Here is a 21,125-nt window from a genome sequence, read left to right on the forward strand (position 1 = left end):
TGAGCCCCCTAGATTGGTGCCCGCGCACGTGACAGACACTCTTTCCCCGGCCGAGCGGTTCGCTGCTGCGCGCACCCGTGCCGGACATCCTCAGGTCGAAGCATTTCGTGCCGGGCTCACCTTCGGCCTCGACCCGTTTCAAATCGCGGCCTGCACGTCGATCGAAGACGGCAACAGTGTGCTGGTCGCGGCACCCACCGGTGCCGGAAAGACGATCGTCGCCGAGTTCGCGGTGTTCCTGTCCATGGCCACCCCATCGGCCAAGGTCTTCTACACCGCGCCGATGAAGGCGCTGAGCAACCAGAAGTTCCAAGAATTCGTCGCCCAGTATGGTGCCGACGAAGTGGGCTTGTTGACCGGCGACACCAATGTGAACCCGCACGCACGCATCGTGGTGATGACGACCGAAGTTCTGCGCAACATGCTCTATGCCGACTCCGATCTGCTCACCAACCTCGCCTTCGTCATCATGGACGAAGTGCACTACCTGGCCGACCGGTTTCGTGGCGCCGTCTGGGAAGAAGTGATCATTCACCTCCCGCAGTCGGTGCGCATGGTCTCCCTGAGTGCCACCGTGTCCAACGCCGAGGAGTTCGGTGACTGGCTGCAGGCCGTGCGCGGCGAGACCGACGTGATCGTGTCAGAGGAACGCCCTGTCCCGCTCGAACAGCATGTGCTGGTGAAGAGCAAAATGCTCGACCTGTTCGATTCTTCGGGCAAGGCGGCCACCCACCGGGTGAACCCCGAACTCGTGCAGATGACCAAGGGTGGCGGAGGCGGGGCATCCTCCCGATTCAACAACACCCGCCGGCGCAACGATCGTGGTCGCTCGCACGAACGGATGCAGCCAGAACCCGGCCGCATGGACCGCTCAGAGATCGTGCGGATGCTCGACGGCAAGCATCTGCTGCCGGCCATCTTCTTCATCTTCAGCCGGGTCGGCTGCGACCAGGCCGTTCGCCAGGTGCTCCGCGCCGGCGTGCGCTTGACCGATGAGCATGAACGCGATGAGATTCGCGCGATCGTCGATGATCGATGCCGAACCCTGCTCGACGAGGATCTCGCCGTGCTCGGCTACTGGGAGTGGCTCGACGGCCTCGAACGCGGTGTCGCGGCTCACCATGCCGGAATGCTTCCCGCATTCAAGGAGGTCGTCGAAGAACTCTTTCAGAAGAAGCTCGTCAAAGCCGTCTTCGCCACCGAGACGCTGGCGCTCGGCATCAACATGCCGGCACGCACCGTGGTGCTCGACAAACTTGAGAAGTTCAACGGCGAAGCCCGGGTTCCGATCACGCCGGGGGAGTACACCCAGCTCACCGGTCGCGCCGGCCGGCGGGGGATCGACGCTCTCGGCCACTCGGTCATCCAATGGCAGCAGGGTCTCGACCCTCAGGCCGTGGCTTCGCTGGCTTCCCGCCGCACCTACCCACTCAATTCAAGTTTCAAGCCGACCTACAACATGGCAGTGAACCTGATCAATCAGTTCGGACGCACGCGCACCCGTCAGGTGCTCGAGTCGTCGTTTGCCCAGTTCCAAGCCGACCGTGCCGTTGTCGATCTGGCGCGCACGGTTCGCCAGCAAGAAGAGTCGCTGGCCGGTTTCGCCGAGGCGATGACCTGCCACCTCGGCGATTTCACCGAGTATTCAGGCATCCGCCGTCGACTGAGCGACCTGGAGCGTGAGAACGAGCGCAGCGACCAGACCAAACGCGGCGAACGCGAGCTGCGACAGCGTGAACTGCAGAGCTTGCGCAAGCGGATGAAGGCGCACGGCTGCCATCAGTGCCCCGAGCGGGAACAGCACGCGCGGTGGGCCGAACGCTACTGGAAACTCAAACGGCAGAATGACGCTCTCGGCAAGCAAATCGCATCCCGCACCGGGGCCATTGCCCGCATTTTCGACCGGGTCACCGACGTACTTCTCGGCTTCGACTATCTCGTCGCCGACGCTTCAGGCCAACTCACCTTGAGTGAGAGCGGCCTGATTCTGCGTCGCATCTACGCAGAACGCGACTTGCTGGTCGCCGAGTCACTACGACGCGGTCTGTGGAACCAGCTCGACGCCGCCGGCCTCGCCGCGATGGCCTGTGCGCTGGTCTTTGAACCGCGCCGCGACGAGGGAATGATCGACGCCCGCTATCTGCCGAAGGGCGTCTTTCGCCCGGCCTTGGACGAGACGCAGGAGCTGTGGAGTCGTCTCGACGACCTCGAGCGTGACAACCACCTGCCCGGCAGCAATCCCTTGGCCGTCGGCCTCAGCCTGGCGATGTGGAAGTGGGCGCGTGGCGACTCGCTCGGCAATGTGCTCGAAGAGGCTGAAATGGCGGCCGGTGACTTCGTGCGCTGGACCAAGCAGACCATCGATCTGCTCGACCAGCTGTCCGTTGTCGCAGACGGTCACGTCGGTCGCACCGCGCGGGTGGCAATGGACTCCATCCGTCGCGGCATCGTTGCGTACTCCTCGGTCAATTAGGCTGATGTCGTGACAGAGGTTATAGCGGAACGGCCCAGCGTGCCCGTCACGGCGACGGTCCGACCGTCGCTGCCGCCCACGGAACAACTTCAGCTGCCGCTCTGGGGAGCTCTGCTCCTCGCTGCCGGCGCCGGCGCCGTGCTCGACGCGGGATTTCCCGCTCGCGACTGGTGGATTCTGGCCCCGGTCGGCGTCGCCCTCATGCTGGTGGCCCTGATCGGGCGCGGACCGTGGACCGGTCTTCTCGTCGGGCTGACGGCGGGGCTGTCATTCTGGGGCATCCACATCAGCTGGCTGACTCTCTACCTCGGCCCGGTGCCGTGGTTGGCGCTGGCGGTGCTCGAGACACTCTTCTTCGGTGTCGGGCTCGCCCTCATCGCCGTCGTCTTGCGCTGGGGCCCGCGGGTCTGGCAGACCGTGCTCGGCCGGGTGGGCATCGTCCCCGTTGTCGTTGCGGGCCTCTGGACCGCGCGTGAGGCGCTGACGTCGGTCTGGCCATACGGCGGTTTTGCCTGGGGGCGGGTGGCGATTTCTCAGTCCGAGAGTCCGTTCGCCTCGTTGGTCGCCTGGGTAGGCATGTCGGGGCTCAGCTTTCTCATGGTCTGGCTCAGCGCTCTCGTCGTTCAGCTGATCAGGGAAACCGATCTGCGTGTGGCGCCCCGGTGGGGAATCGCCGTCGCGGCCGTCGCCCTGCTCATCGTTTTTCCGGCCTGGCCCACGCTTCAGTCGGGAACGACCCGTCTCGCTGCTGTGCAGGGTGGGGCCGATGCCGGCTTGTTCGCCCAGCATGCGCCTGGCCAGATTCTCAATGATCATGCGTCGGCTACACTGCCGCTGATCGGCGAGAAGGTCGACTTCGTCGTCTGGCCTGAGAATGCCAGTGACGTTGACCCGATCCGGTCAGCGGATGCCGCGCGCATCATGGATTACATCAGCACCGAGATGGATGCCCCGGTAGTCACCGGCACCATCACCGCACGTGACGGCAACTTCTACAATTCCTCCCTGCTGTGGAAGGCGGGGCAGGGAGCCGTGCAGATCTACGACAAAGTGCACCCGGTGCCCTTTGCCGAGTACATGCCGGATCGCGACTTCTGGCGACCCTTCGCCCCAGAACTGATCGACCTCGTGCCGCGGGACTTCACGATCGGCACCCAAAGCAATGTCTTCGACATCAACGGCATCTTTGCCGGAATCGCAATCTGCTTCGACATCGCCGACGATCAACTCGTTCACGAAATGGTCGAGAACAAGGCAGAGATCATTTTGGCTCAGACCAACAACGCTGACTTCGGCAAGACCGACGAGAGCGTGCAGCAGCTCGCGATCGCGCGCATCCGGGCAATTGAGGCCGGGCGCACCGTGGTGAACATTTCAACCGTCGGCACCAGCGCGATCATCGCGCCAGACGGGTCGACCCTCGACTCGCTTCCGACCTGGGTGGCCGGTTCGATGGTTCAGACCGTTCCACTCAGCACCACGGTGACTCCGGCAATGACCGCTGGGCGGGGGATCGAGTGGCTCGTCTCTGGCCTCGGACTCGCCGGATTCGCGTTCTGTCTGCTCGGTGCGCGTCAGGTCAGTCTCCAGGTACGGAAGAAGCCACGCGGTTAAGCGTGGCTTTTTCCGGTCCGTACAATGCCGGTCTGGCTACGGCCGGGTTAGGCGCCGATCTTCTGCTGTCCGCGACGTGCGCGCAGAAAAGTCAGGCGTTCTTCGAGCAATTCCTCAAGCTCGGGTAGTGTGCGGCGCTCAAGAAGCATGTCCCACGGGGTGCGTGGGATCTTCTCGTCGGAGTGGTCGACGACAACCGGCTTCGAATCAACGAGGCGTGTCGCCACCTGTGAGCAGTGCTTGCACTCCCACTCATCGGGTGCTTCGGCTTCGGCCGAAAATATCAATACTGTTTCGCGTCCGCACGCGGCACACAGGTAGGTGTGACTAACTCGTGGCGAAAAGGTGACTCCCTCTTCGGTCTGAAGGCTTTGTGCGCCCAATCTCATTCCACGCAAACTGCGATCCGCCATCGTGTGGTCTCCTCTCGCGATGCATTCATAGTTCTAAACCATCAAGCTGGGCGTTATCTTTCCGTGACCCGCGATCTTGGAGGCAACTCTCAGACTCGCCGGGCCAGTACCTCCAGGGCGCTGTCGCATCGGTCCGTCATGATGCCGTCGACACCCAGGTCGAGCAAGCGGTTCATTGCTGCTTCTTCGTTGATTGTCCAGACGTGCACCTCAATGCCCGCTGCATGCATGAGTCGTACGAAACGAGGTGTGACGATTCTCAGAAACTTGACGCTCTCCGGAACCTGAACAGCGTGAATGCCAGTCATACTCCGCCGTACCTGCCCCGTCAAGCCAAGATTCGAGGCAGCCACGACACGGCGCAGGATTGCCGAGGAGGCCGAGGTCGCAACGCCGGGAAGGAGGCTGACAGTGCGCATCCGTCGTTCCTCAGAGAAAGACCCGATCAGTACCCGATCGGTGGCCTTGGCTTTCAGTACTGCGCGCGCGGTTGGTTCGGCTGCGCCCAGCGATTTGACGTCAAGATTGAATCGCGCGTGCGGAAACGCGTCGAGGACCTCACCCAATGAGCAAAAACTCTGCCCGAAGCCGAGGTCGATCCGGCGCAACTCGGCCATGCTCAACTGATCCACGCGAACAGAACGGCCGGTGAGACGCAGTAGGTCTGGGTCGTGGCTGACGACCGCGACACCATCCTGGCTCACCTGAAGGTCGGTCTCAAGGTAACTGACCCCGGCCGAGAGCGCGTGAAGAAAGGCCAGCAGCGTGTTCTCCGGAGCGTTGATCGCCAACCCGCGGTGCGCGAAGATGCGGGGTGTCGGGGGTGCAAAGAAGGAGTGCGTGGTGATGCGAGGTACCTGTTTCTTGCTACTCCGCCGCTGGGGGAGTGGCGGCGGGCGGAACGGTTGATGCGGCTGATGTGCTCGGTGCGGCCGACGTGCTCGGTGCAGAAGGTGCAGAAGGTGCAGCCGCGCCGGCGGGCGCCTGCTGGCCGAATGCCCGGCCGATGCCCTTCATCGCCTCGGTGAGTTCGCTGGGCACGATCCACAGCTTGTTGGCGCTGCCTTCGGCGAGCTTCGGGAGGGTCAACAGGTACTGATAGGCAAGCAGTTTGGGATCGGGATCACCGTCGTGAATTGCCTTGAACACCGTCGTGATGGCCTCCGCCTCACCCTGTGCTCGCAGAACCGCGGCCTTTGCGTCACCCTCGGCCGAGAGGATCGCCGCCTGCCGAGCGCCTTCTGCAGTCAGGATCGCGGACTGCTTGGTGCCCTCGGCGGTCAGGATGAGAGCGCGACGGTCACGCTCGGCGCGCATCTGCTTCTCCATCGAGTCCTGGATGGAGTGGGGCGGTTCGATGGCCTTGAGCTCCACCCGACCGACACGAATTCCCCACTTGCCGGTTGCCTCGTCGAGAACGATGCGCAGCTGACCGTTGATGTTGTCCCGGCTGGTCAGTGCCTCTTCGAGGTTCAGCCCGCCGACGACGTTGCGCAAGGTCGTTGTGGTGAGTTGCTCGACAGCACCCAGGTAGTTCGCGATTTCATAGGTCGCGGCGCGGGCATCCGTCACCTGAAAATAGACGACCGTGTCGATTGACACCACCAGGTTGTCTTCGGTGATCACCGGCTGCGGCGGAAACGAGACGACCTGCTCGCGCATGTCGATCAGGGGGCGCAGCCGGTCGACGAAAGGGATGAGCAGGTTCAGGCCAGGCATCAGTGTCTTGTGGTATCGGCCGAGCCGCTCGACAACTCCGGCGCTGGCCTGCGGGATGATGCGAATCGCCTTGAACAACGTCACGATCAGAAAAGCGACGAGCGCCACAATTACGATCACGACGAAGATCTGCAGAATAAGGAGGTTGGTGTCGGTCATCGCGTGTTCCCTTCAGAAGGCACAACAACTGCGGTGGCGCCGTCTATAGCGGTGACGCTCACAATTTCGCCCGGCTGCAGGTCGCGCGGGGCAACGCCGGGGGAGAGCCTGGCCGTCCAGGTCTCACCGTTGTCTAAACGAACTTGGCCACCGTTCGCGCCGACGGAGCGCACGACGCGTCCACCGAGGCCCAGGAGGGCGTCGACATTGGTTTTGCTCGGGTCGCCGCCACGCTTGAGCGCCCGCAACAGAGGGGGCCGGATGCCGAAGAGCAGCACCAATGAGAGAACCACGGCGATGATCAGCTGCAACCACCAGGGAGCTCCGAGCAGCCCAGACAGCAATCCGCCGAGACCTCCGAGGGCCATCATGAGGAAGGTGAGTTCGAGTGTGACCATTTCGATCGTCACGAAGATGAGAATGAGCACAAGCCAGACGATCCAGCCGTAGTCAGCGAGAAAAACGTCCATGCGAGCCCCCTTCTTTATTGGGTACATCTTCGAAACTAGCAGGTGGACCACGGGGTCTGACTGTCAACTTGGTAGTGTCGTTCTGTTGAACTTGATCTATTTCTGAGGAGTACATGTGACCAATCCACTTGCAGCCGGAACACTCGAGGGCAAGCGTGTACTCGTCACCGGATCATCCCGGGGGATCGGTGCTGACACCGTGGGCTACTTCGCCGAAGCAGGCGCGAAGGTCGTCATCAACTTCCGCAATAAGGAGGCCCGCGCCACGAAACTCGCCGACGCGATTCGCGCGGCCGGTGGAACCGCGCTGACGGTGGGGGCTGACCTGACGGATGCCGACTCGGTCGCCGCCATGTTCGAAACTATCCGTGCCGAGTTCGGCGGTCTCGACATCCTGGTCATGAACGCCTCAGGCGGCATGGAGAGCGGCATGGCCGCCGACTACGCCATGCAGTTGAATCGTGACGCCCAGGTCAACCTGTTGAAGACGGCGCTGCCCGTACTGGCCGACGGCGCCCGCATTGTTTTCGTGACGAGCCACCAGGCCCACTTCATTGAGAACACCGAGACGATGCCGGAGTACGAGCCCGTCGCGCGCAGCAAGCGTGCGGGGGAGGATGCCCTCCGCGCGCTCATCCCCGAACTCGACGAGAAGGGCATCGGCTTCGTGGTTGTCTCCGGCGACATGATCGAAGGCACCATCACCGCGACGCTGTTGGAGCGCGCGAACCCGGGCGCGATCAGCGCCCGCAAGGACTCGGCCGGCCGCCTCTACAACGTGAGCGAGTTTGCGGCTGAGATCGCATTGGCTGCGGTAGAGCCGGTTCCCGCCAACAACACGCGCTACGTCGGCGACATTTCGGACTTCGCGTAAGCAGCCTCACAACACGAATGGCGTCGTGCTCCGGGGGAGCGCGACGCCATTCGTGCTCGTACCGCCTTCCGGTGGTACTGAGTGCCGGTGGTGCTGAGTGCTACAGCGCTGCGGTGATCCGCTTGGAGGCCCGACCGAACGTGAAGGCCTGAACGACCTGGATCAGGCCAGATGCGATGAGGAAGATTCCACCGATGATCACGAGAACGCCGATCGACTGCAGGGGAGTGAGCAGCACGATGATGCCGGCGATGATGCTGATTGCGCCGAACAGCGTGCCAAACCACTTGCTGGAATCAGGCGCAGTTTCGACGAGTGCGGCGACTCCTTCGATGATCCAGGAGATACCGATGACCATGCCGAGTATGACGAGTGAATCGAGCGGGTTACGGATGGTGATGATGCCGGCGATGATGAGAAGCAGGCCGAGCAGGATTGCCAGAATCCTGAGTCCGCCGCTCATTCCTGTGGTGAAGAGGCCGCGAGCGACGCGCACGATTCCGGCGATCAAGAAGTAGAGACCGAACAAAACGGCGAGCACTGACAGGGTCGACGACGGCCAGACGAGCACGATGATGCCCAGTACGACGGCGACGAGACCGCTGATGCCGATGGCGACACGGATCCCCGTGACCTCAGACTTGGTCAGCCGTGTCGGGTCAATCGTGAGATCGAATACCGTAACGCCTTGTGACATGCTGTTCCCCTCAGTTGACGCTGCGGCGCGTTTCGTGGGGAGCAGCGCCGAGCGAAGGTATCTGTTCAGGCTCAATTTACTGCGCAAGCGGCCGCCACTGTGATGCGCGCCCGGCAATTCGTAACAAGTGAGCGCTCCGCAGGGACGAACTCGAGATCACTTGACATAATATGCAGATTCGGGCATCGGGAACAGATTTCCGGACGTGGCCGATTGTGCCGCTGTGAGGCGATCTCAGCTCGGCGAGACAAATGACTCGTGACGCCGGACTCAGCGTCCGCGTCAGCGCCGATTTCCCCGGGGCAACTCGAACGCAGAGCGTGAACACAGATTCACGGATTGGCGCTGCAGCCGTATCGTCACGCGGCAGAAGCCATCCTGGTGCCGGGCAACTGAAATACCCGGAAATCTGCCCCTTTCCGGGTAGGTAGCGAGGTGTCCGATAATGCACATTATGTCAGATCGAAGAACTCGCCGGCCCCCGCCCACCCCACGGCGAGCGAACATGCATGGATACTTCCCGCCGCCCCGAGGGCATGAGCCCGCCCTGGAGTAAGAAGCTAACGGTCCGAGCATGGTGTCAGGCCCGGCGAGGCCCATTCAGCGGATCGCGCGCTGTGGTGGCCATTGAGACCAGGGCTCGGTAGGCGTCTCTCACCGTGCTCGTGTCGAGTGGGTCGTCATCGTTGAGGGCGCGGTAGCTCCACCACCCCCACATGAGCGCGTCGACAGCACGGGCCGCACCATCCGACAGGGAGCAACGAAGAATCACGAGAGATTCCTGCTGGAACTCGCGGAGGAGGTCAGCGACCCGTGGACTGCGTGCACCGTACAGGTGCATCTCCTCATACAAGCGGATGTCCTCGAGCGTTGGAGCTGTTGAGCCGCACGTGGCAGCCACGAGCGCGTCAACGATGTCAGAGTCGGTACGAGCGTCGCGCATCGGGGCCGCGTATCGCGGTTCGAGTCCGTCACGCAAGGTCTCGAACGCGGTGACGATCAACGTCTCCAGGTCGGCGAAGTAGTACGTCGTCGACCCGAGCGGCACCCCGGCCTGCACGGCGATGCGTCGATACGACGCCGCGTGCACGCCTTCCGACGCGATGACCTCCAGCGCTGCGCGAAGGATCCGGGTTCGGCGCTCCGGGTCGTTCGGCCTGCCCTTCCTCACGAGCCCTCCTCGATGTCAGACAAAGTATGTACCATTGTACGCAGACCCAATGGCCCCTAGACGGTCAGTGACCCAGGAGGACGATATGCAGGGCGACACACTCCAGCAGTACGCCCGAAACCGCGTCGAGGAGCTTCCAGGCGCTGAGCTCGAGCACCCCTTCGGGCCCGACTGGGAGGTATTCAAAGTCCGCGGAAAGGTCTTCATGCTGATCACCGAAACCACTGGTGAGCCGATCGTGATCGTCAAGGCGGACCCGGAAGACGGCAAAGCACTCCGCGAGCAGTACAAGGACATCACCCCCGGCTACCACATGAACAAGCAGCACTGGATCACCTTGAATCCAGGCGGGGACCTGCAAGAGTCTCTCGTCGATGACCTCGTCACCGAGTCCTACCTGCTCGTGGTCGAGAAACTGCCTCGCGCAAAACGCCCGGTCGATCCAGAATTGTTCGGCGACCGGAGAGGGCTGTGACACTTTCGGGCGAGCAGCTGCAGCAGCACGCCCGTGACATAGCGGCGTCGCTTGAGCACGTCACCAATGGGCGCCCGTTCACGCCGCACCTCGATGTGTGGAAGGTGCATGACAAGGTTTTCCTCATCGTCACCGATGATGATCCAGACCTGCAGATCATTACGGTGAAAGTTGATCCCCACCAGGCGGATGCGCTCCGCCGAGACGTCGACACGATCACGAGCGGTCGCTATTTTGACAAGCGGCATTGGATCTCTATCGGGGCCGGCGCCGGGATCACGAAGCAGCTGATCGAATATTTGGTGCACGCGTCCTACGACCTCGCAGACGACCGCGAGCTGAGGCGGCAGTCGTGAGCGAGGCACCGTCACTCTTCGACGTCGACGACGCCTCGCGGCCACTGGCCGATCGGCTCCGACCGCGCACCCTGCACGATGTTGTCGGGCAGGACCATGTTCTCGCGGCGGACGCGCCGATCGGGCGCATGGTCGACGCTCAGAGACTTATATCGATGGTGCTGTGGGGGCCGCCCGGGTCCGGGAAAACCACTATCGCGCGGCTTCTCGCCGAGCAGACCGACCTTGCGTTCGAACCGCTTTCCGCCACCTTCGCCGGCGTCGCGGACCTTCGGAGAGTGTTCCAAGCAGCGCAGCGTCGGCGCGAGCTCGGTCAGGGCACGCTGCTGTTCGTTGACGAGATCCACCGCTTCAACCGCGCCCAGCAAGACTCCTTTCTGCCCTTCGTCGAAGACGGCACCGTCGTCCTCGTCGGCGCGACCACGGAAAACCCCAGCTTCGAACTCAACGGCGCGCTGCTCTCCCGCACCCAGGTCTTCGTTCTGAAGCGCCTCGACGACGTCGCGCTTCGCACCCTCATCACCCGCGCCGAAGCGCTCATCGGTGAGCTGCTGCCGCTGACTGAAGAGGCTCGCCAGGCGCTGATCGCGATGGCGGACGGTGACGGCCGGTACCTGCTGAACATGATCGAGCAGGTGCACGCCCTGCCCGCACCCGTCGACCCTGCCGCCCTCGCCGCCGCCGTGCAGAAGCGGGCACCGCTGTACGACAAAGCCCAGGAAGGCCACTACAACCTCATCTCCGCGCTCCACAAGTCGATGCGCGGCTCCGACCCTGACGCAGCCCTGTACTGGTTGGCACGGATGCTCGAGGGCGGTGAAGACCCCTTGTTCATCGCCCGCCGCATCACCCGATTTGCCACCGAGGACATCGGTATGGCCGACCCGAACGCCGTCCAACAGGCCCTCGCGGCCTGGGATGTCTATGATCGCCTCGGTTCACCCGAGGGAGAACTCGCCATCGCGCAGGCTGTCATTTACCTGGCGACTGCGCCGAAGTCGATCGGCGTGTACCGGGGGTTCACCAAGGCGCGCGCCGCCGCCAAACGCACCGGATCGCTGATGCCGCCCGCACACATCCTCAACGCCCCGACCCGCCTCATGAAAGACCTCGGCTACGGCGACGGCTACCAGTACGACCCCGACACCGAGACCGGGTTCTCTGGCGCGAACTACTTCCCCGACGGCATGCCCCGGCAGACCTTCTATGAACCCACCACCGGCGGATACGAGCGAGCCATCACCGAACGGTTACGTCACTGGGCGCAGCTCCGCCATGGCGATACTCCCCTCCAATCCGACGCGGACTAACTCACCTCCCCCAGGAACCCTGGCAGAAGCTATTGACAATCGATGGAGATCTATCGATGATCGATACATGAGTCCCCCACGCTCCACCGACCTGATCACTCTGCTCGCGTGGATCGCACTCGGGTTGCTCGCCTTCACAGTGCTCGCGGGTGGCCTCCTGATGATCCCGATCGCGGAGTCATCCGCTCGTGCCTTCCCGGAGTTCGCTCACCTCCAGACACCCCTACTCGTCGCAGTAGCCGCATTCGTGGCCTGTGTGGAGGCGATGCTCGGCACGACGGCGATGCTCGTCGGCTGCATCAGGAACAACAGCATCTTCGGCGCTACAGCCCTCCGGCTCGTTGACGTTCTCGCGGGTCTTCTCACCGTCGCCACCGTGATCCTGGCTGCGGTCATCCCCGCACTGCCTGGCCCTCCCCTGCTCGTGCTGGTGTTCCTCGCCAGCGTGCTTGTCGGGGCAACCTTCGTTCTGGTCTTTCTGGTGCTGCGATCGCTGCTGCGCAGCGCTGTCTCCATGCGCGTCGAGCTCGACGAGGTGATCTGATGGCGGTGCGCATCCTCATCGACCGGTTGCTCGTGGAGCGCGGCATGTCGGTGGGTGAGTTCGCCGGCGAGATCGGAATCACTCCGGCCAACGTCGCCGTCCTGAAGAACGGGCGAGCACGGGCCATCCGCTTCTCCACACTCGATGCGATCTGCCGGGTCCTCGCATGCCAGCCGGGCGACATATTGAGCTGGGAAGACGACTGAGGCCGTCGCAGGACCCGTTCTCGGAGTCGCCTCGTCTTCACCGCCAGAATTCGGTGAATTGCTCGGCGAGGGTCATTCCCTGGTCGTACCCTCCCCGCGCAGCCGGCAGTCGAGTCGACGGATCCAAAGCGTTGGCGTTGAACACGTCGCCCGCACCGGCATCCGGAAAGACGGTCTCGACTCTGCTGCCTCCTGCGCGCAGCTCGTCGACCTGGGTTGCGAGATCCATGCCCCACTCCAGCGGTTGCCGCGACCTGCCGCCGAATGGTTCCAGCACCAGCACCCGCCCATATCCGGCCGCCAGGTCCGCGTTCGAGCTACGCCGATAGGCGCCATTGATGTAGGCGTCCTCGCCGATGGGATAGGGCGTCATCGGCGAGGTGCTGGCAGCGACGGCGTCAACCAGGTCGATTCCGCTCTCGCGGTCGAACACCACCGGTTCCCCGGTACGCGCATTGACCGCCGTGATCAGCACACGCTGTTGCGGCCACTGGTGGTTGGGTAGCCGAGCCGCGACGATGTCGCGCCAACGTACCCCGGAAGCCCCGTTGGACGTGTCCATTTCGAGCGCCGCGGCGCCGAACCTGCGGCGCATGTCTGACACATCCTCAGCAGAAGCGATGATTCCTTCCGACCACTCCATATAGGCGGGCCCCGAGAGACGCGGAGCGCCTCCCCTGCCCGCGCCCGCGTTGCCGGTCTGTGGCGCGGGCGCCTCGGCGAGGATGGCGGCATACAGATCTGGGGGTCGGATGCCGCTGGTGATCTGGGCAGCCACTGTGGACCCTGCCGACGTCCCGATGACGAGTTCCGCCTCAGCGAGATCAACGCCGGCATCGCACAGACCGGCGATGAGACCAAGCTGCCATGCATTGCCGGCCGCTCCGGCACCGGCGAGTACCAACGCTCTGTGGGAGTGGTGTTCCGAGACGTCGCCCGAGGTCGTCTCCGAGTTGAACGGACGTGCAGAGTTGAACTGACGTGAAAGATTCATAGTCGTAGCTTTCTGAGAGTGCATGTAGCGCTCCCCGCGACGGCTACGTCAGTCGCGCGATCGTGAACTCACAGGAGCGCCCAGAGTGGACAGTGTGTGCATCGGGCTCACCTCCTCGAATCGTGTCACGTTCGCCGAAAACTCTACCGGCTCGCGCTCGGTGCGACAACCGACGAGCGCCTTCAGATCAAGTGGCCGTCACTCTGAGCGCAGCTCCTCGCGTCGGTGGATCAAGTAGCTGGTTTCGGCAGCGTTGCCCGCCAGCTCGATGGCTGTGTCGTATGCCGCGCGCGCCTCCTCACCGCGGCCCAGCCGACGCAGCAGCTCAGCTCGGGTGGCATGGTAGGCGTGATAGCCGACAAGGTTATTCTCCAGCCGATCGACGAGTGCCAACGCCACGACAGGGCCGTCACGCTCGGCGACCGCGATGGCCCGATTGAGGGCGGCGACCGGCGACGGGTCGAGGCTGACCAGTTGGTCATAGAGGGCGACGACCTGTGACCAGTCGGTATCGCTCATGTCACTCGCGGAGGTGTGCACGGCATTGATCGCCGCGAGGATTTGGTAGCGACCAGGGGCTATTCCGCTGGCCAGACGCTCGCGCACCAACCGATGGCCCTCGGCGATCAGCCCCGAGTCCCATATCCCCCGGTCCTGCTCATCAATACGCACCAATTCACCGACCGCCGAGATTCGTGCGGGGGTGCGGGCCTCGGTGAGGAGCATCAACGCCAGCAACCCGGCCACCTCGCCGTTCTCTGGCAGGAGGGTGCGGATCAGGCGGGTGAGCCGGATCGCCTCGGCCGTGAGGTCCGAACGTATCGGGTCGGTGTCGGGGCCGGTCGCCAGGTAGCCCTCGTTGAAGATGAGGTAGAGCACAGCGAGCACGCCGGAGACACGTCCAGGGAGATCCTCCAGCGACGGCACCTGAAACGGGATGCGCGCCTCCTTGATCTTCAGCTTTGCGCGGGTGATCCGCCGCGCCATGGCTGTCTCCTGTACCAGGAAGGCCCGTGCAATCTCAGTAACGGTCAGTCCGCCGACAATGCGCAGCGTCAGTGCCACGCGGGCCTCCATCGCGAGCGCCGGGTGGCAGCAGGTGAAGATCAGCCGGAGTCGCTCGTCGTCGATGGCGCCCAGCGACTCCGGCGGGTCGTCGTCGAACACCAGCTGCGCCTCCCTGTGTTTGCCATCACGCTTGTTCTCACGACGGATACGGTCAATGGCTTTGCGGTAGGCCGTGGTGGTCAGCCAACCGCCGGGGTTCGGTGGCACGCCGTCGGCTGGCCACCTCTCGGCGGCCGTCGCGAACGCCTCCCCCGCGGCCTCCTCGGCAATATCGAGGTCACCGAAACGCTTGGTCAGGGCAGCGACCACTCTGGCCCACTCCTCGCGGTGGGCCTGAGTGATCGCCTCCCCAGCATCCATCACACTCAGTGGGCCAGGAGCGGCCTGTCGGTGAGGATCGCTGCTCCTCCCCTGTTATCGACCACAGTCGCCGTGCTGGGTGCCGCCAGACCCCCGGCGAAGACCCAATGGCCATCCGCGTGAAGCCGATCGTTGAAGACGTCAATGGCAGCCATCTCCGTCGCGGTCGCAAGACCGGGGTTATCGAAAACCACAGAAACCAAATACTGCATCTCGAATCATCTCCTGCCGGTAGTGTGCCTCAGGTGCCGGAGCCCCGGTAGGTGTTGATCACCACGCCGTCAGGCAGGGCAGGGCTCCCGACCAGGGCCAATCGCGAGAACGGCGAGTTCTGCCAGCACCGATGCATCCTGCGCCTGCTGAGCGCCACGCAAGAATGGCTTGGCGAACATCAGACGATTCTGACCGTCGAGACACTACTTGTTATGAGCACACAATTGATGGAGAGCCGATGAGCGAGCGGATGTGGCTGGATTCCGGCGGCTCGGAGGCGTTCGGGCACCTCTATGACAAGCACATCACCTCGGTGTACCGGTATGCGCTTCGGATGCTGGGCAGCATTCCAGATGCCGAGGACATAGCCCAGGAGGTCTTCGTACTCGCGTGGGTCAAAAGGTCGAAGATTCGAGTTGTCGACCAATCCCTCCTGCCGTGGTTGTTGGTCACGACGCGAAACCTCAGCTTGAACAAAATCAAGCTGCTCCGCAGGGACGCGCGTCACACCTCTCTGGACTCCGGTGAAGTTTTCGCGCTTCATCCGCAACCAGGCGCAGAAGACGTGGCCATCGCGCAGCTTCTTGGAGACGCCATCAACGAAGCGATCGACGAACTCTCCGACACTGACCAGACCCTGTACCACCTGTGCATCTCCCAAGGGCTCAGCTATCAGAAGTCAGCTGACCTCCTCGGCGTCACTCACGGTGTCGTCAGAAACCGGCTCTCTGCGCTGCGACGCACACTTCGGCTCAAACTCGCCACCCAGCAAGAAGGACTGTCATGACTACACACCTCGGCCCCACCACGGAGCAGATCACGTCGATGCGGACCGCCGTGATGGAACGGGTAGCCCCCCACGATGCAGCTGCCCCCACGGCGCTGAAACCTCAGAGCGCAGGACCACGCCGATTCGGACTCGTCGCGATCGGGATCGGAGCGATCGCCGCGGCTCTGATCGTCATGGGAGTGATCATGCCGGTCGGCAGCACCGGTGGCGCGACCGCCCAAGCCGCGGAGTTCCTGACCACTGCCGCAAACGCGACGATCGAGACCTCCGATCCCGTGGTCGGACCCGGTCAATACCTCCGCATCTCAACCAACAGCGCTTCCGGCGCTTCGAACGGCGGCGACCGGACAATGTGGCTCATACCGACCACCGGCGTGCTCTACATTCCTGCGGATCGCACCCACACCTGGGTCTGGGAACGCCACGAACTCCCTGCGACCGTGTTCTTCGGCGAGGCGGGGCGAGCGGCGGCAGAGCGTTACGATCTCGATCCCGATAACCAGAACGATCCGCTTCGCAATGGAGTGCTTCGCGCGGAAGGGGGCGCCTTCTTCGGCGGATCCGTGCAGTCAGAACGAGTGCTTGATCAGTTGCCTCGCGACCCGTCAGCGCTCCGCGATCACTTCTATGACGAGTACAGTGGCGGATCGTCGTCAATCGATGAAGACGTCTGGGTGCGCATCACCGGACTTCTCCGCACCGGCGAAGTGCCGGCGGATCTCCGCGCCGCTCTTTACCGCACCCTCGCACTCATCCCCGGAGTCACCATCACCGAGGAGGAAGTAACCCTCGATGGTCAAGCGGGTGTCGCTCTGGGGCGCACCGAACCGGCCAGAGGGTCGATCGCGCGCGAGGAGATCATCATCGACCCGATCACAGGTCTCTTGATTGGGGAACGGACCGTCACCCTCGCGGATCAGGAGGACATCCCAGCCGGCACGACAATCAGTTGGTCCTCAGTGCACACCAGCGTTGTCGACGTCACACCCTAGAAAGGGCCACGCCAGAACCATCCACGCTGATGTTCCCGATGGGTCTTCCATCGGGAATATCAGCGTGTCCTTCATGGCCAATGGGTCATTCCGCCGGCGGCTCCCACAGCTCGATCGGCAGGCCCTCTGGATCATGGATGCGGGCGAAGCAACCATAGTCGGCGGTGTCCCACTCGGGCCGACGCTCGACAGGGATGCCCGCCGCCTCCAGCTGTGCGGCCAACGCATCGAGCTCCGTGACGCGAAGGTTGAGCATAAACGACTGGTCCACTGCAAAATAGTCGGTGTCGGATGCAAAGGGAGCAAAGACGGTCGTGCCCGCCTGCTGCGTCCAGATGGCGCCCTGACCGGCGTCAATGCCGAGGTGCTCGCGATACCACGCCGCCCGCGCATCCGGATCGCGGCTGCGAAAGAAGAGTCCACCGATTCCCGTCACTCCCATAAACTGTCTCCTCGCTTCACGCGACCTCGTCGAGCGACTCCTGCGTCGTCAACCGAGCGCCGTCTGAGCGCCTTCAGTCGCTGGCTGGCGGCCAGCTTACCGGCGAGATCTGACCAGAACCCACTCGATACGGAGGTCACGGCGTCTGAACAACATCGGGAGTTGAAAGAATGACGAGTCGTTGGGTCGCTCGTGTCATCGCGACGTAGCGATCAACCGCGCCTTCGATGCCCGTGCCAAACGAGTCGGGGTCGACGAGTACAACCAGATCGAACTCGAGGCCTTTCGACAGCTCCGGGGTCAGCGAGCGGATGCGGGACGTCGCCTGGAACGTGTCGGCTTCGGTGCCCCCGGCCCTGACAACGCAGGCGATCCCCTCCGCGTGCGTGTCAAGCCAGGCGTCGAGGATCGACCCCAGCTCCGACACCAACCCGTGTTCGACCGGGACACCACTGCTGCGAATCGACCTCGGCACGTTGACGTTCGGGAGAACGGCCCGGATGACCGGCTCGGCTTCGGCCATGACCTCTTCCGGCGTGCGGTAGTTGATGCTCAACGTGGTCTGGCTGATCCGGCTGAACCCGACCCGCTCGAGCCGCTCCTGCCACGACTCGCTGAAGCCATGCCGCGCCTGGGCTCTGTCTCCCACGATGGTGAAGCTCCGTGACGGGCACCGCATCAGCAGCATCCGCCACTCTGCGTCGGTCAACTCCTGCGCCTCGTCGACGATGATGTGGGCAAATGGCCCGGCGAGCAGATCTGGGTCGGAGCTTGGCAGCGCGGTTTCGTCAACGAGGCTGTTCTGGGCGTCTTGTCCGCGCAGCGTCGACATCACGAGCAGCTCAGAGTCATCGGATGCGATCAGGTCGTCCACGACTCGGGTCATCTGTTCGCGTTCGGATGCAGCCTGGGTCTCACGCTGACGGTTTCGTCGGGCTGATTCCGGGTCGCCGACTCGAAGCCGCGCGGCGTCCAGGAAGGGCAGGTCGGAGACCGTCCAGGCCCGGGAGTCCGCGCGCTGGAGCGTCTGGATCTCGGCGGAGGTGAGCCAGGGGGCACACCTCTGCAGGTACGCGGGCACCGACCACAGGTCTGCGACGATGCCGAGCGGGTCGAGTAGCGGCCAGGCCCGCGTGAAGGTGCGCGTCAGAGTGTCGTTCTGCACCAAGGATCTGCGCAGCAGGTGGGGAGGCACGCTCTCGTCGTCGACCTGGTCGGTCACAATGTCGAGAAGCGCATCCCAGACCTGATCGCGGGCCTCGTTGTGCGGAGTACCTTCAGGCGCCGCGTCGAACGCCTCTGCCCACTCAGCGGTGCTGAGCCACACATCCGCCCAGGGAGTCTCAACGGTCAGACCCTGTGACGGGGGTTGTTCGTAGAATCTGACCGCGGCCTCGACGGCATCCATGAGGTCGCCGGATGCCTTCACCGCCGCCACTCCCGAGTCGGACTCCACCGGTGCGGCGGCGCCCTCGGCCATGAAGTCGCGCAGCGTGCAGATCTGCACGCTCTCCTCCCCCAGGCTCGGCAACACATCGTTGACGTAGGCCAAATACGCCTGGTGCGGACCGACAAACAACACACCACCGCCGCCGCGAGCGATCCGTGAGTCGGAGTACAGGAGATACGCCGCACGGTGCAGAGCGACAACCGTCTTGCCGGTGCCGGGACCGCCGTCGACGACGAGCGTGCCGCGAGAGCCGGCACGAATGATGGCGTCTTGGTCGGCTTGGATGGTGCCGAGCACGTCGCGCATCTGCGGCGATCTGCTGCTTCCCAGGCTGGCGATGAAGGCGGACTGGTCGTCGAGCGCGGCGCGCCCGTCGAGTCCGGCGTAGGCGAACACCTCGTCCCAGTAGTCGCTGATCCGCCCGTGATTCCAGCGATATCGGCGGCGACTGACCACTCCCATGGGGTTGGCGTGGGTCGCGCCGAAGAACGGTTCGGCCGCTGGAGAACGCCAGTCGAGCAGGAGCCGGTTGCCCGCGCGGTCCGTGAGCCCGAGCCGCCCAATGTAGATCGGCGCTGAGCTCTCTGCACTGACAATGTGCCCGAGGCAGAGGTCCAACCCGTAACGACCCAGCGTGCGCAGGCGAGCAGTCAGCCGGTGGATCTCCAAATCCCGGTCCATCGCTTCCTGGCCGCTTCCGCCGTGCGCCCTGCGTTCAATAGCGAGGCGGTGAGACAGCTCGGTGATCGACTGCTCGAGGCTCTCCGCAATGGCCGCGAAGTGCCGCTCGTCACCGGCGATGAGCTTCGGGTCAGCCTTGGTTGCGAGTCGGTCGGCAAGGTCAAATGCACTGGTGATCAACTCCACGACAGCACCTTTCGGTATGACACGGCCCACGGCAAATTGGGGCTCGACCGACAAGTGTGCGCCATGACCTGGGGCTTGCCGCAAGTGCCCCTGTCAGTTGTAGATTGAAAGTAGCGGGATCAGTTGAAGGCGAAGGTCCACGCACCGGACACATCGACACGGAGAGCAGAGACCTTCCAGCCTGCAGCTCCGGACATCGTCATCTGCTCACGAAGCGTCTCCCAAACGAGCGGGAGCGGCCCGGGAAACTCACCGACATGCTCGCTGGCGCCCACCTACCCCGCGTTTCACAACTCAGCCGAGCCGCCTCGTCAGCGTGATCGGCCCGTCTGCCGTGACTGCGATGGTGTGCTCCGAGTGCGCGGTGCGACTTCCGTCTGCGCTGCGCAGAGTCCACCCATCCGGGTCAACCCGGAGCTTGTCTGTACCGCGCATGAACCAGGGCTCGATCGCGATCACCAGACCCTCCTTCAGCGGATACCCGCGGCCAGGCCGGCCGGAGTTCGGCACGGGAGGGTCGCCATGCATCGTGCGTCCGACTCCGTGACCGCCGAATTCCGTATTGACCCGGAGACCCGCCTCGGCTGCGACGCTGCCGATGGCGTGCGAAATGTCGCCGATCTTGTTCCCAATCACAGCGGCCGCGATTCCCGCGTCGAGAGCGCGCTCGGTGAGCCTGATCAACTCGAGGTCCTGCTCGCTTGCGGTGCCGACCACGATGCTGATGGCGGAATCAGCTACCCAGCCGTCCACGTTTGCGGCGAAATCCAGGGTCAGAAGGTCACCATCGTGAAGGCGATACGAGTGAGGCTTGCCATGCAAAACCGCATCGTTGACCGACGTGCACAGCACATAGCCAAACGGTCCGGATCCGAAGGATGGCGCATAGTCCAGGTAACACGATTCGGCGCCGCGTTGACGGATGAGCTCGTGCGCGAAGGCATCAAGCTCCAGGAGGTTTACGCCAACGTCGGCACGGGCCTTCAGCGCTGCGAGCGTCGAGGCGACGAACTCCCCCGCTGCCTTCATCTCGTCGATCTCGCGTGCTGTGCGCAGCTCGATCATTCGCCACCTACCTTTCGGGGAGCCATCCACAGCTCCGGTATCATCATACCGGTACTATCATTGGTGCCATGGTACGTGTTCCGCTTTCTCCCGAAGAGCTCAAACGAGGCAAGGACCTCGGTGCTGCCCTGCGCACAGCGCGTGGCCCACAGACGATGGTCTCCACTGCAGCCCGTGCGGGGGTGTCCGTTGAAACACTCCGCAAGATCGAGACTGGCCGCAGCCCGTCACCGGAGTTCTTCACGATCCAGCGAATCTGCTCGGCACTAGGCATCGCGATGGATGACTTGCTGACGCACCGCTCAGGGTCCGACCGCGAACGCGCCGTCGCAGCGGCCATCCCCGCGCGTCCGTAGTGAGCACTGCGGTCTCGGAGTAGCGATTGGCGTGACACAGGTAAGGC

General features: G+C 63.6%; 23 protein-coding genes. 11 read left to right on the forward strand and 12 right to left on the reverse strand.

The genetic code is table 11. The annotated features are described in order from the left end of the window. Positions 1-28 precede the first annotated feature (28 nt). Both ABD791_RS04680 and lnt read left to right on the forward strand, forming a co-directional pair. Complete coding sequence (locus ABD791_RS04680) at positions 29-2,473, forward strand: DEAD/DEAH box helicase (protein ID WP_345062743.1); 2,445 nt, start codon at positions 29-31, stop codon at positions 2,471-2,473. 9 nt (positions 2,474-2,482) lie between these two features. After that, positions 2,483-4,087, forward strand: coding sequence for an apolipoprotein N-acyltransferase (gene lnt / locus ABD791_RS04685; RefSeq protein ID WP_345062745.1), 1,605 nt, complete (start codon positions 2,483-2,485; stop codon positions 4,085-4,087). A 47-nt stretch (positions 4,088-4,134) separates the two neighbouring features. Here lnt and ABD791_RS04690 read toward each other — a convergent pair whose 3' ends face one another. From ABD791_RS04690 to ABD791_RS04705, 4 genes are all read right to left on the reverse strand, one after another. Next, the gene (locus tag ABD791_RS04690; RefSeq protein WP_345062747.1) at positions 4,135-4,500 is read right to left on the reverse strand and encodes an RNA polymerase-binding protein RbpA; all 366 of its coding nucleotides are present in this window, start codon (positions 4,498-4,500) and stop codon (positions 4,135-4,137) included. 89 nt (positions 4,501-4,589) lie between these two features. Beyond that, positions 4,590-5,291 (reverse strand): glycerophosphodiester phosphodiesterase family protein, encoded by a 702-nt coding sequence (locus tag ABD791_RS04695; RefSeq protein ID WP_345062749.1) that lies wholly within the window; start codon positions 5,289-5,291, stop codon positions 4,590-4,592. 76 nt (positions 5,292-5,367) lie between these two features. After that, a complete protein-coding gene (locus ABD791_RS04700) occupies positions 5,368-6,378 on the reverse strand; it encodes an SPFH domain-containing protein (protein ID WP_345062751.1) in 1,011 nt (336 codons plus the stop codon). Beyond that, the gene (locus tag ABD791_RS04705) at positions 6,375-6,848 is read right to left on the reverse strand and encodes an NfeD family protein (protein ID WP_345062753.1); all 474 of its coding nucleotides are present in this window, start codon (positions 6,846-6,848) and stop codon (positions 6,375-6,377) included. Before ABD791_RS04705 ends, ABD791_RS04700 begins: the two co-directional genes overlap by 4 nt. 115 nt (positions 6,849-6,963) lie before the next feature. Between ABD791_RS04705 and ABD791_RS04710 the strand changes: the two genes are divergently transcribed. Continuing rightward, entirely contained in the window at positions 6,964-7,722 is a 759-nt protein-coding gene (locus ABD791_RS04710; protein WP_345062756.1) for an SDR family oxidoreductase, read from the forward strand. Between the two features lie 100 nt (positions 7,723-7,822). Here ABD791_RS04710 and ABD791_RS04715 read toward each other — a convergent pair whose 3' ends face one another. Further along, positions 7,823-8,419, reverse strand: coding sequence for an HdeD family acid-resistance protein (locus ABD791_RS04715; RefSeq protein ID WP_345062758.1), 597 nt, complete (start codon positions 8,417-8,419; stop codon positions 7,823-7,825). Between the two features lie 580 nt (positions 8,420-8,999). Next, complete coding sequence (locus tag ABD791_RS04720) at positions 9,000-9,590, reverse strand: TetR/AcrR family transcriptional regulator (RefSeq protein WP_345062760.1); 591 nt, start codon at positions 9,588-9,590, stop codon at positions 9,000-9,002. An 85-nt stretch (positions 9,591-9,675) separates the two neighbouring features. Here ABD791_RS04720 and ABD791_RS04725 point away from each other — a divergent pair, with 85 nt between their 5' ends. The 5 genes from ABD791_RS04725 (at position 9,676) to ABD791_RS04745 (ending at position 12,481) form a co-directional block, all read left to right on the forward strand. Continuing rightward, positions 9,676-10,065 (forward strand): MmcQ/YjbR family DNA-binding protein, encoded by a 390-nt coding sequence (locus ABD791_RS04725; RefSeq protein WP_345062762.1) that lies wholly within the window; start codon positions 9,676-9,678, stop codon positions 10,063-10,065. After that, positions 10,062-10,421 carry an MmcQ/YjbR family DNA-binding protein gene (locus ABD791_RS04730; protein WP_345062764.1) on the forward strand — a complete coding sequence of 120 codons (360 nt, stop codon included), beginning with the start codon at positions 10,062-10,064 and terminating at the stop codon, positions 10,419-10,421. Before ABD791_RS04725 ends, ABD791_RS04730 begins: the two co-directional genes overlap by 4 nt. Further along, entirely contained in the window at positions 10,418-11,731 is a 1,314-nt protein-coding gene (locus ABD791_RS04735) for a replication-associated recombination protein A (RefSeq protein WP_345062767.1), read from the forward strand. Before ABD791_RS04730 ends, ABD791_RS04735 begins: the two co-directional genes overlap by 4 nt. Before the next feature lie 67 nt (positions 11,732-11,798). Continuing rightward, on the forward strand, positions 11,799-12,275 hold the full coding sequence (locus ABD791_RS04740) for a DUF2975 domain-containing protein (RefSeq protein WP_345062769.1): 477 nt from the start codon (positions 11,799-11,801) through the stop codon (positions 12,273-12,275). Next, positions 12,275-12,481, forward strand: coding sequence for a helix-turn-helix domain-containing protein (locus ABD791_RS04745; protein ID WP_345062771.1), 207 nt, complete (start codon positions 12,275-12,277; stop codon positions 12,479-12,481). Before ABD791_RS04740 ends, ABD791_RS04745 begins: the two co-directional genes overlap by 1 nt. 37 nt (positions 12,482-12,518) lie before the next feature. Here the strand turns inward: ABD791_RS04745 and ABD791_RS04750 are convergent, their stop codons facing one another. The 3 genes from ABD791_RS04750 to ABD791_RS04760 form a co-directional block, all read right to left on the reverse strand. Further along, positions 12,519-13,475: a patatin-like phospholipase family protein gene (locus tag ABD791_RS04750; RefSeq protein WP_345062772.1), complete on the reverse strand. Its 957-nt coding sequence runs from the start codon at positions 13,473-13,475 to the stop codon at positions 12,519-12,521. Between the two features lie 198 nt (positions 13,476-13,673). Then, positions 13,674-14,903: an RNA polymerase sigma factor gene (locus ABD791_RS04755; protein WP_345062773.1), complete on the reverse strand. Its 1,230-nt coding sequence runs from the start codon at positions 14,901-14,903 to the stop codon at positions 13,674-13,676. 5 nt (positions 14,904-14,908) lie between these two features. After that, the gene (locus ABD791_RS04760) at positions 14,909-15,115 is read right to left on the reverse strand and encodes a YciI family protein (protein ID WP_345062775.1); all 207 of its coding nucleotides are present in this window, start codon (positions 15,113-15,115) and stop codon (positions 14,909-14,911) included. A 239-nt stretch (positions 15,116-15,354) separates the two neighbouring features. On the opposite strand from ABD791_RS04760, the gene ABD791_RS04765 reads away from it, so the two are divergent. Together ABD791_RS04765 and ABD791_RS04770 are read left to right on the forward strand one after the other, a co-directional pair. Then, the gene (locus tag ABD791_RS04765; protein WP_345062777.1) at positions 15,355-15,903 is read left to right on the forward strand and encodes an RNA polymerase sigma factor; all 549 of its coding nucleotides are present in this window, start codon (positions 15,355-15,357) and stop codon (positions 15,901-15,903) included. Next, positions 15,900-16,898, forward strand: coding sequence for a CU044_5270 family protein (locus ABD791_RS04770; RefSeq protein ID WP_345062779.1), 999 nt, complete (start codon positions 15,900-15,902; stop codon positions 16,896-16,898). Before ABD791_RS04765 ends, ABD791_RS04770 begins: the two co-directional genes overlap by 4 nt. 85 nt (positions 16,899-16,983) lie before the next feature. Here the strand turns inward: ABD791_RS04770 and ABD791_RS04775 are convergent, their stop codons facing one another. The 3 genes from ABD791_RS04775 to map all read right to left on the reverse strand — a co-directional run bounded on the left by ABD791_RS04775 (position 16,984) and on the right by map (position 20,722). Further along, a complete protein-coding gene (locus ABD791_RS04775; protein WP_345062781.1) occupies positions 16,984-17,340 on the reverse strand; it encodes a VOC family protein in 357 nt (118 codons plus the stop codon). A gap of 136 nt (positions 17,341-17,476) precedes the next feature. Next, a complete protein-coding gene (gene helR / locus ABD791_RS04780) occupies positions 17,477-19,657 on the reverse strand; it encodes an RNA polymerase recycling motor ATPase HelR (RefSeq protein ID WP_345062783.1) in 2,181 nt (726 codons plus the stop codon). A 294-nt stretch (positions 19,658-19,951) separates the two neighbouring features. Then, complete coding sequence (gene map / locus ABD791_RS04785) at positions 19,952-20,722, reverse strand: type I methionyl aminopeptidase (protein WP_345062785.1); 771 nt, start codon at positions 20,720-20,722, stop codon at positions 19,952-19,954. A 68-nt stretch (positions 20,723-20,790) separates the two neighbouring features. Here map and ABD791_RS04790 point away from each other — a divergent pair, with 68 nt between their 5' ends. Continuing rightward, positions 20,791-21,078, forward strand: coding sequence for a helix-turn-helix domain-containing protein (locus ABD791_RS04790; RefSeq protein ID WP_345062787.1), 288 nt, complete (start codon positions 20,791-20,793; stop codon positions 21,076-21,078). Positions 21,079-21,125 lie beyond the last annotated feature (47 nt).

The organism is Glaciibacter kafniensis (genome assembly GCF_039538945.1).
In the GTDB taxonomy this organism is placed as follows: Bacteria; Actinomycetota; Actinomycetes; order Actinomycetales; family Microbacteriaceae; genus Cryobacterium; species Cryobacterium kafniensis.

Excerpts from the sequence above, each read along its gene's own strand:
- ABD791_RS04690 (WP_345062747.1), bottom strand. The coding sequence starts at position 4,500 with ATGGCGGATCGCAGTTTGCGTGGAATGAGATTGGGCGCACAAAGCCTT.
- ABD791_RS04700 (WP_345062751.1), bottom strand. The coding sequence starts at position 6,378 with ATGACCGACACCAACCTCCTTATTCTGCAGATCTTCGTCGTGATCGTA.
- ABD791_RS04705 (WP_345062753.1), bottom strand. The coding sequence starts at position 6,848 with ATGGACGTTTTTCTCGCTGACTACGGCTGGATCGTCTGGCTTGTGCTC.
- ABD791_RS04715 (WP_345062758.1), bottom strand. The coding sequence starts at position 8,419 with ATGTCACAAGGCGTTACGGTATTCGATCTCACGATTGACCCGACACGG.
- ABD791_RS04725 (WP_345062762.1), top strand. The coding sequence starts at position 9,676 with ATGCAGGGCGACACACTCCAGCAGTACGCCCGAAACCGCGTCGAGGAG.
- ABD791_RS04740 (WP_345062769.1), top strand. The coding sequence starts at position 11,799 with ATGAGTCCCCCACGCTCCACCGACCTGATCACTCTGCTCGCGTGGATC.
- ABD791_RS04745 (WP_345062771.1), top strand. The coding sequence starts at position 12,275 with ATGGCGGTGCGCATCCTCATCGACCGGTTGCTCGTGGAGCGCGGCATG.
- ABD791_RS04750 (WP_345062772.1), bottom strand. The coding sequence starts at position 13,475 with ATGAATCTTTCACGTCAGTTCAACTCTGCACGTCCGTTCAACTCGGAG.
- ABD791_RS04755 (WP_345062773.1), bottom strand. The coding sequence starts at position 14,903 with ATGGATGCTGGGGAGGCGATCACTCAGGCCCACCGCGAGGAGTGGGCC.
- ABD791_RS04760 (WP_345062775.1), bottom strand. The coding sequence starts at position 15,115 with ATGCAGTATTTGGTTTCTGTGGTTTTCGATAACCCCGGTCTTGCGACC.
- ABD791_RS04765 (WP_345062777.1), top strand. The coding sequence starts at position 15,355 with ATGAGCGAGCGGATGTGGCTGGATTCCGGCGGCTCGGAGGCGTTCGGG.
- ABD791_RS04770 (WP_345062779.1), top strand. The coding sequence starts at position 15,900 with ATGACTACACACCTCGGCCCCACCACGGAGCAGATCACGTCGATGCGG.
- ABD791_RS04775 (WP_345062781.1), bottom strand. The coding sequence starts at position 17,340 with ATGGGAGTGACGGGAATCGGTGGACTCTTCTTTCGCAGCCGCGATCCG.
- map (WP_345062785.1), bottom strand. The coding sequence starts at position 20,722 with ATGATCGAGCTGCGCACAGCACGCGAGATCGACGAGATGAAGGCAGCG.
- ABD791_RS04790 (WP_345062787.1), top strand. The coding sequence starts at position 20,791 with ATGGTACGTGTTCCGCTTTCTCCCGAAGAGCTCAAACGAGGCAAGGAC.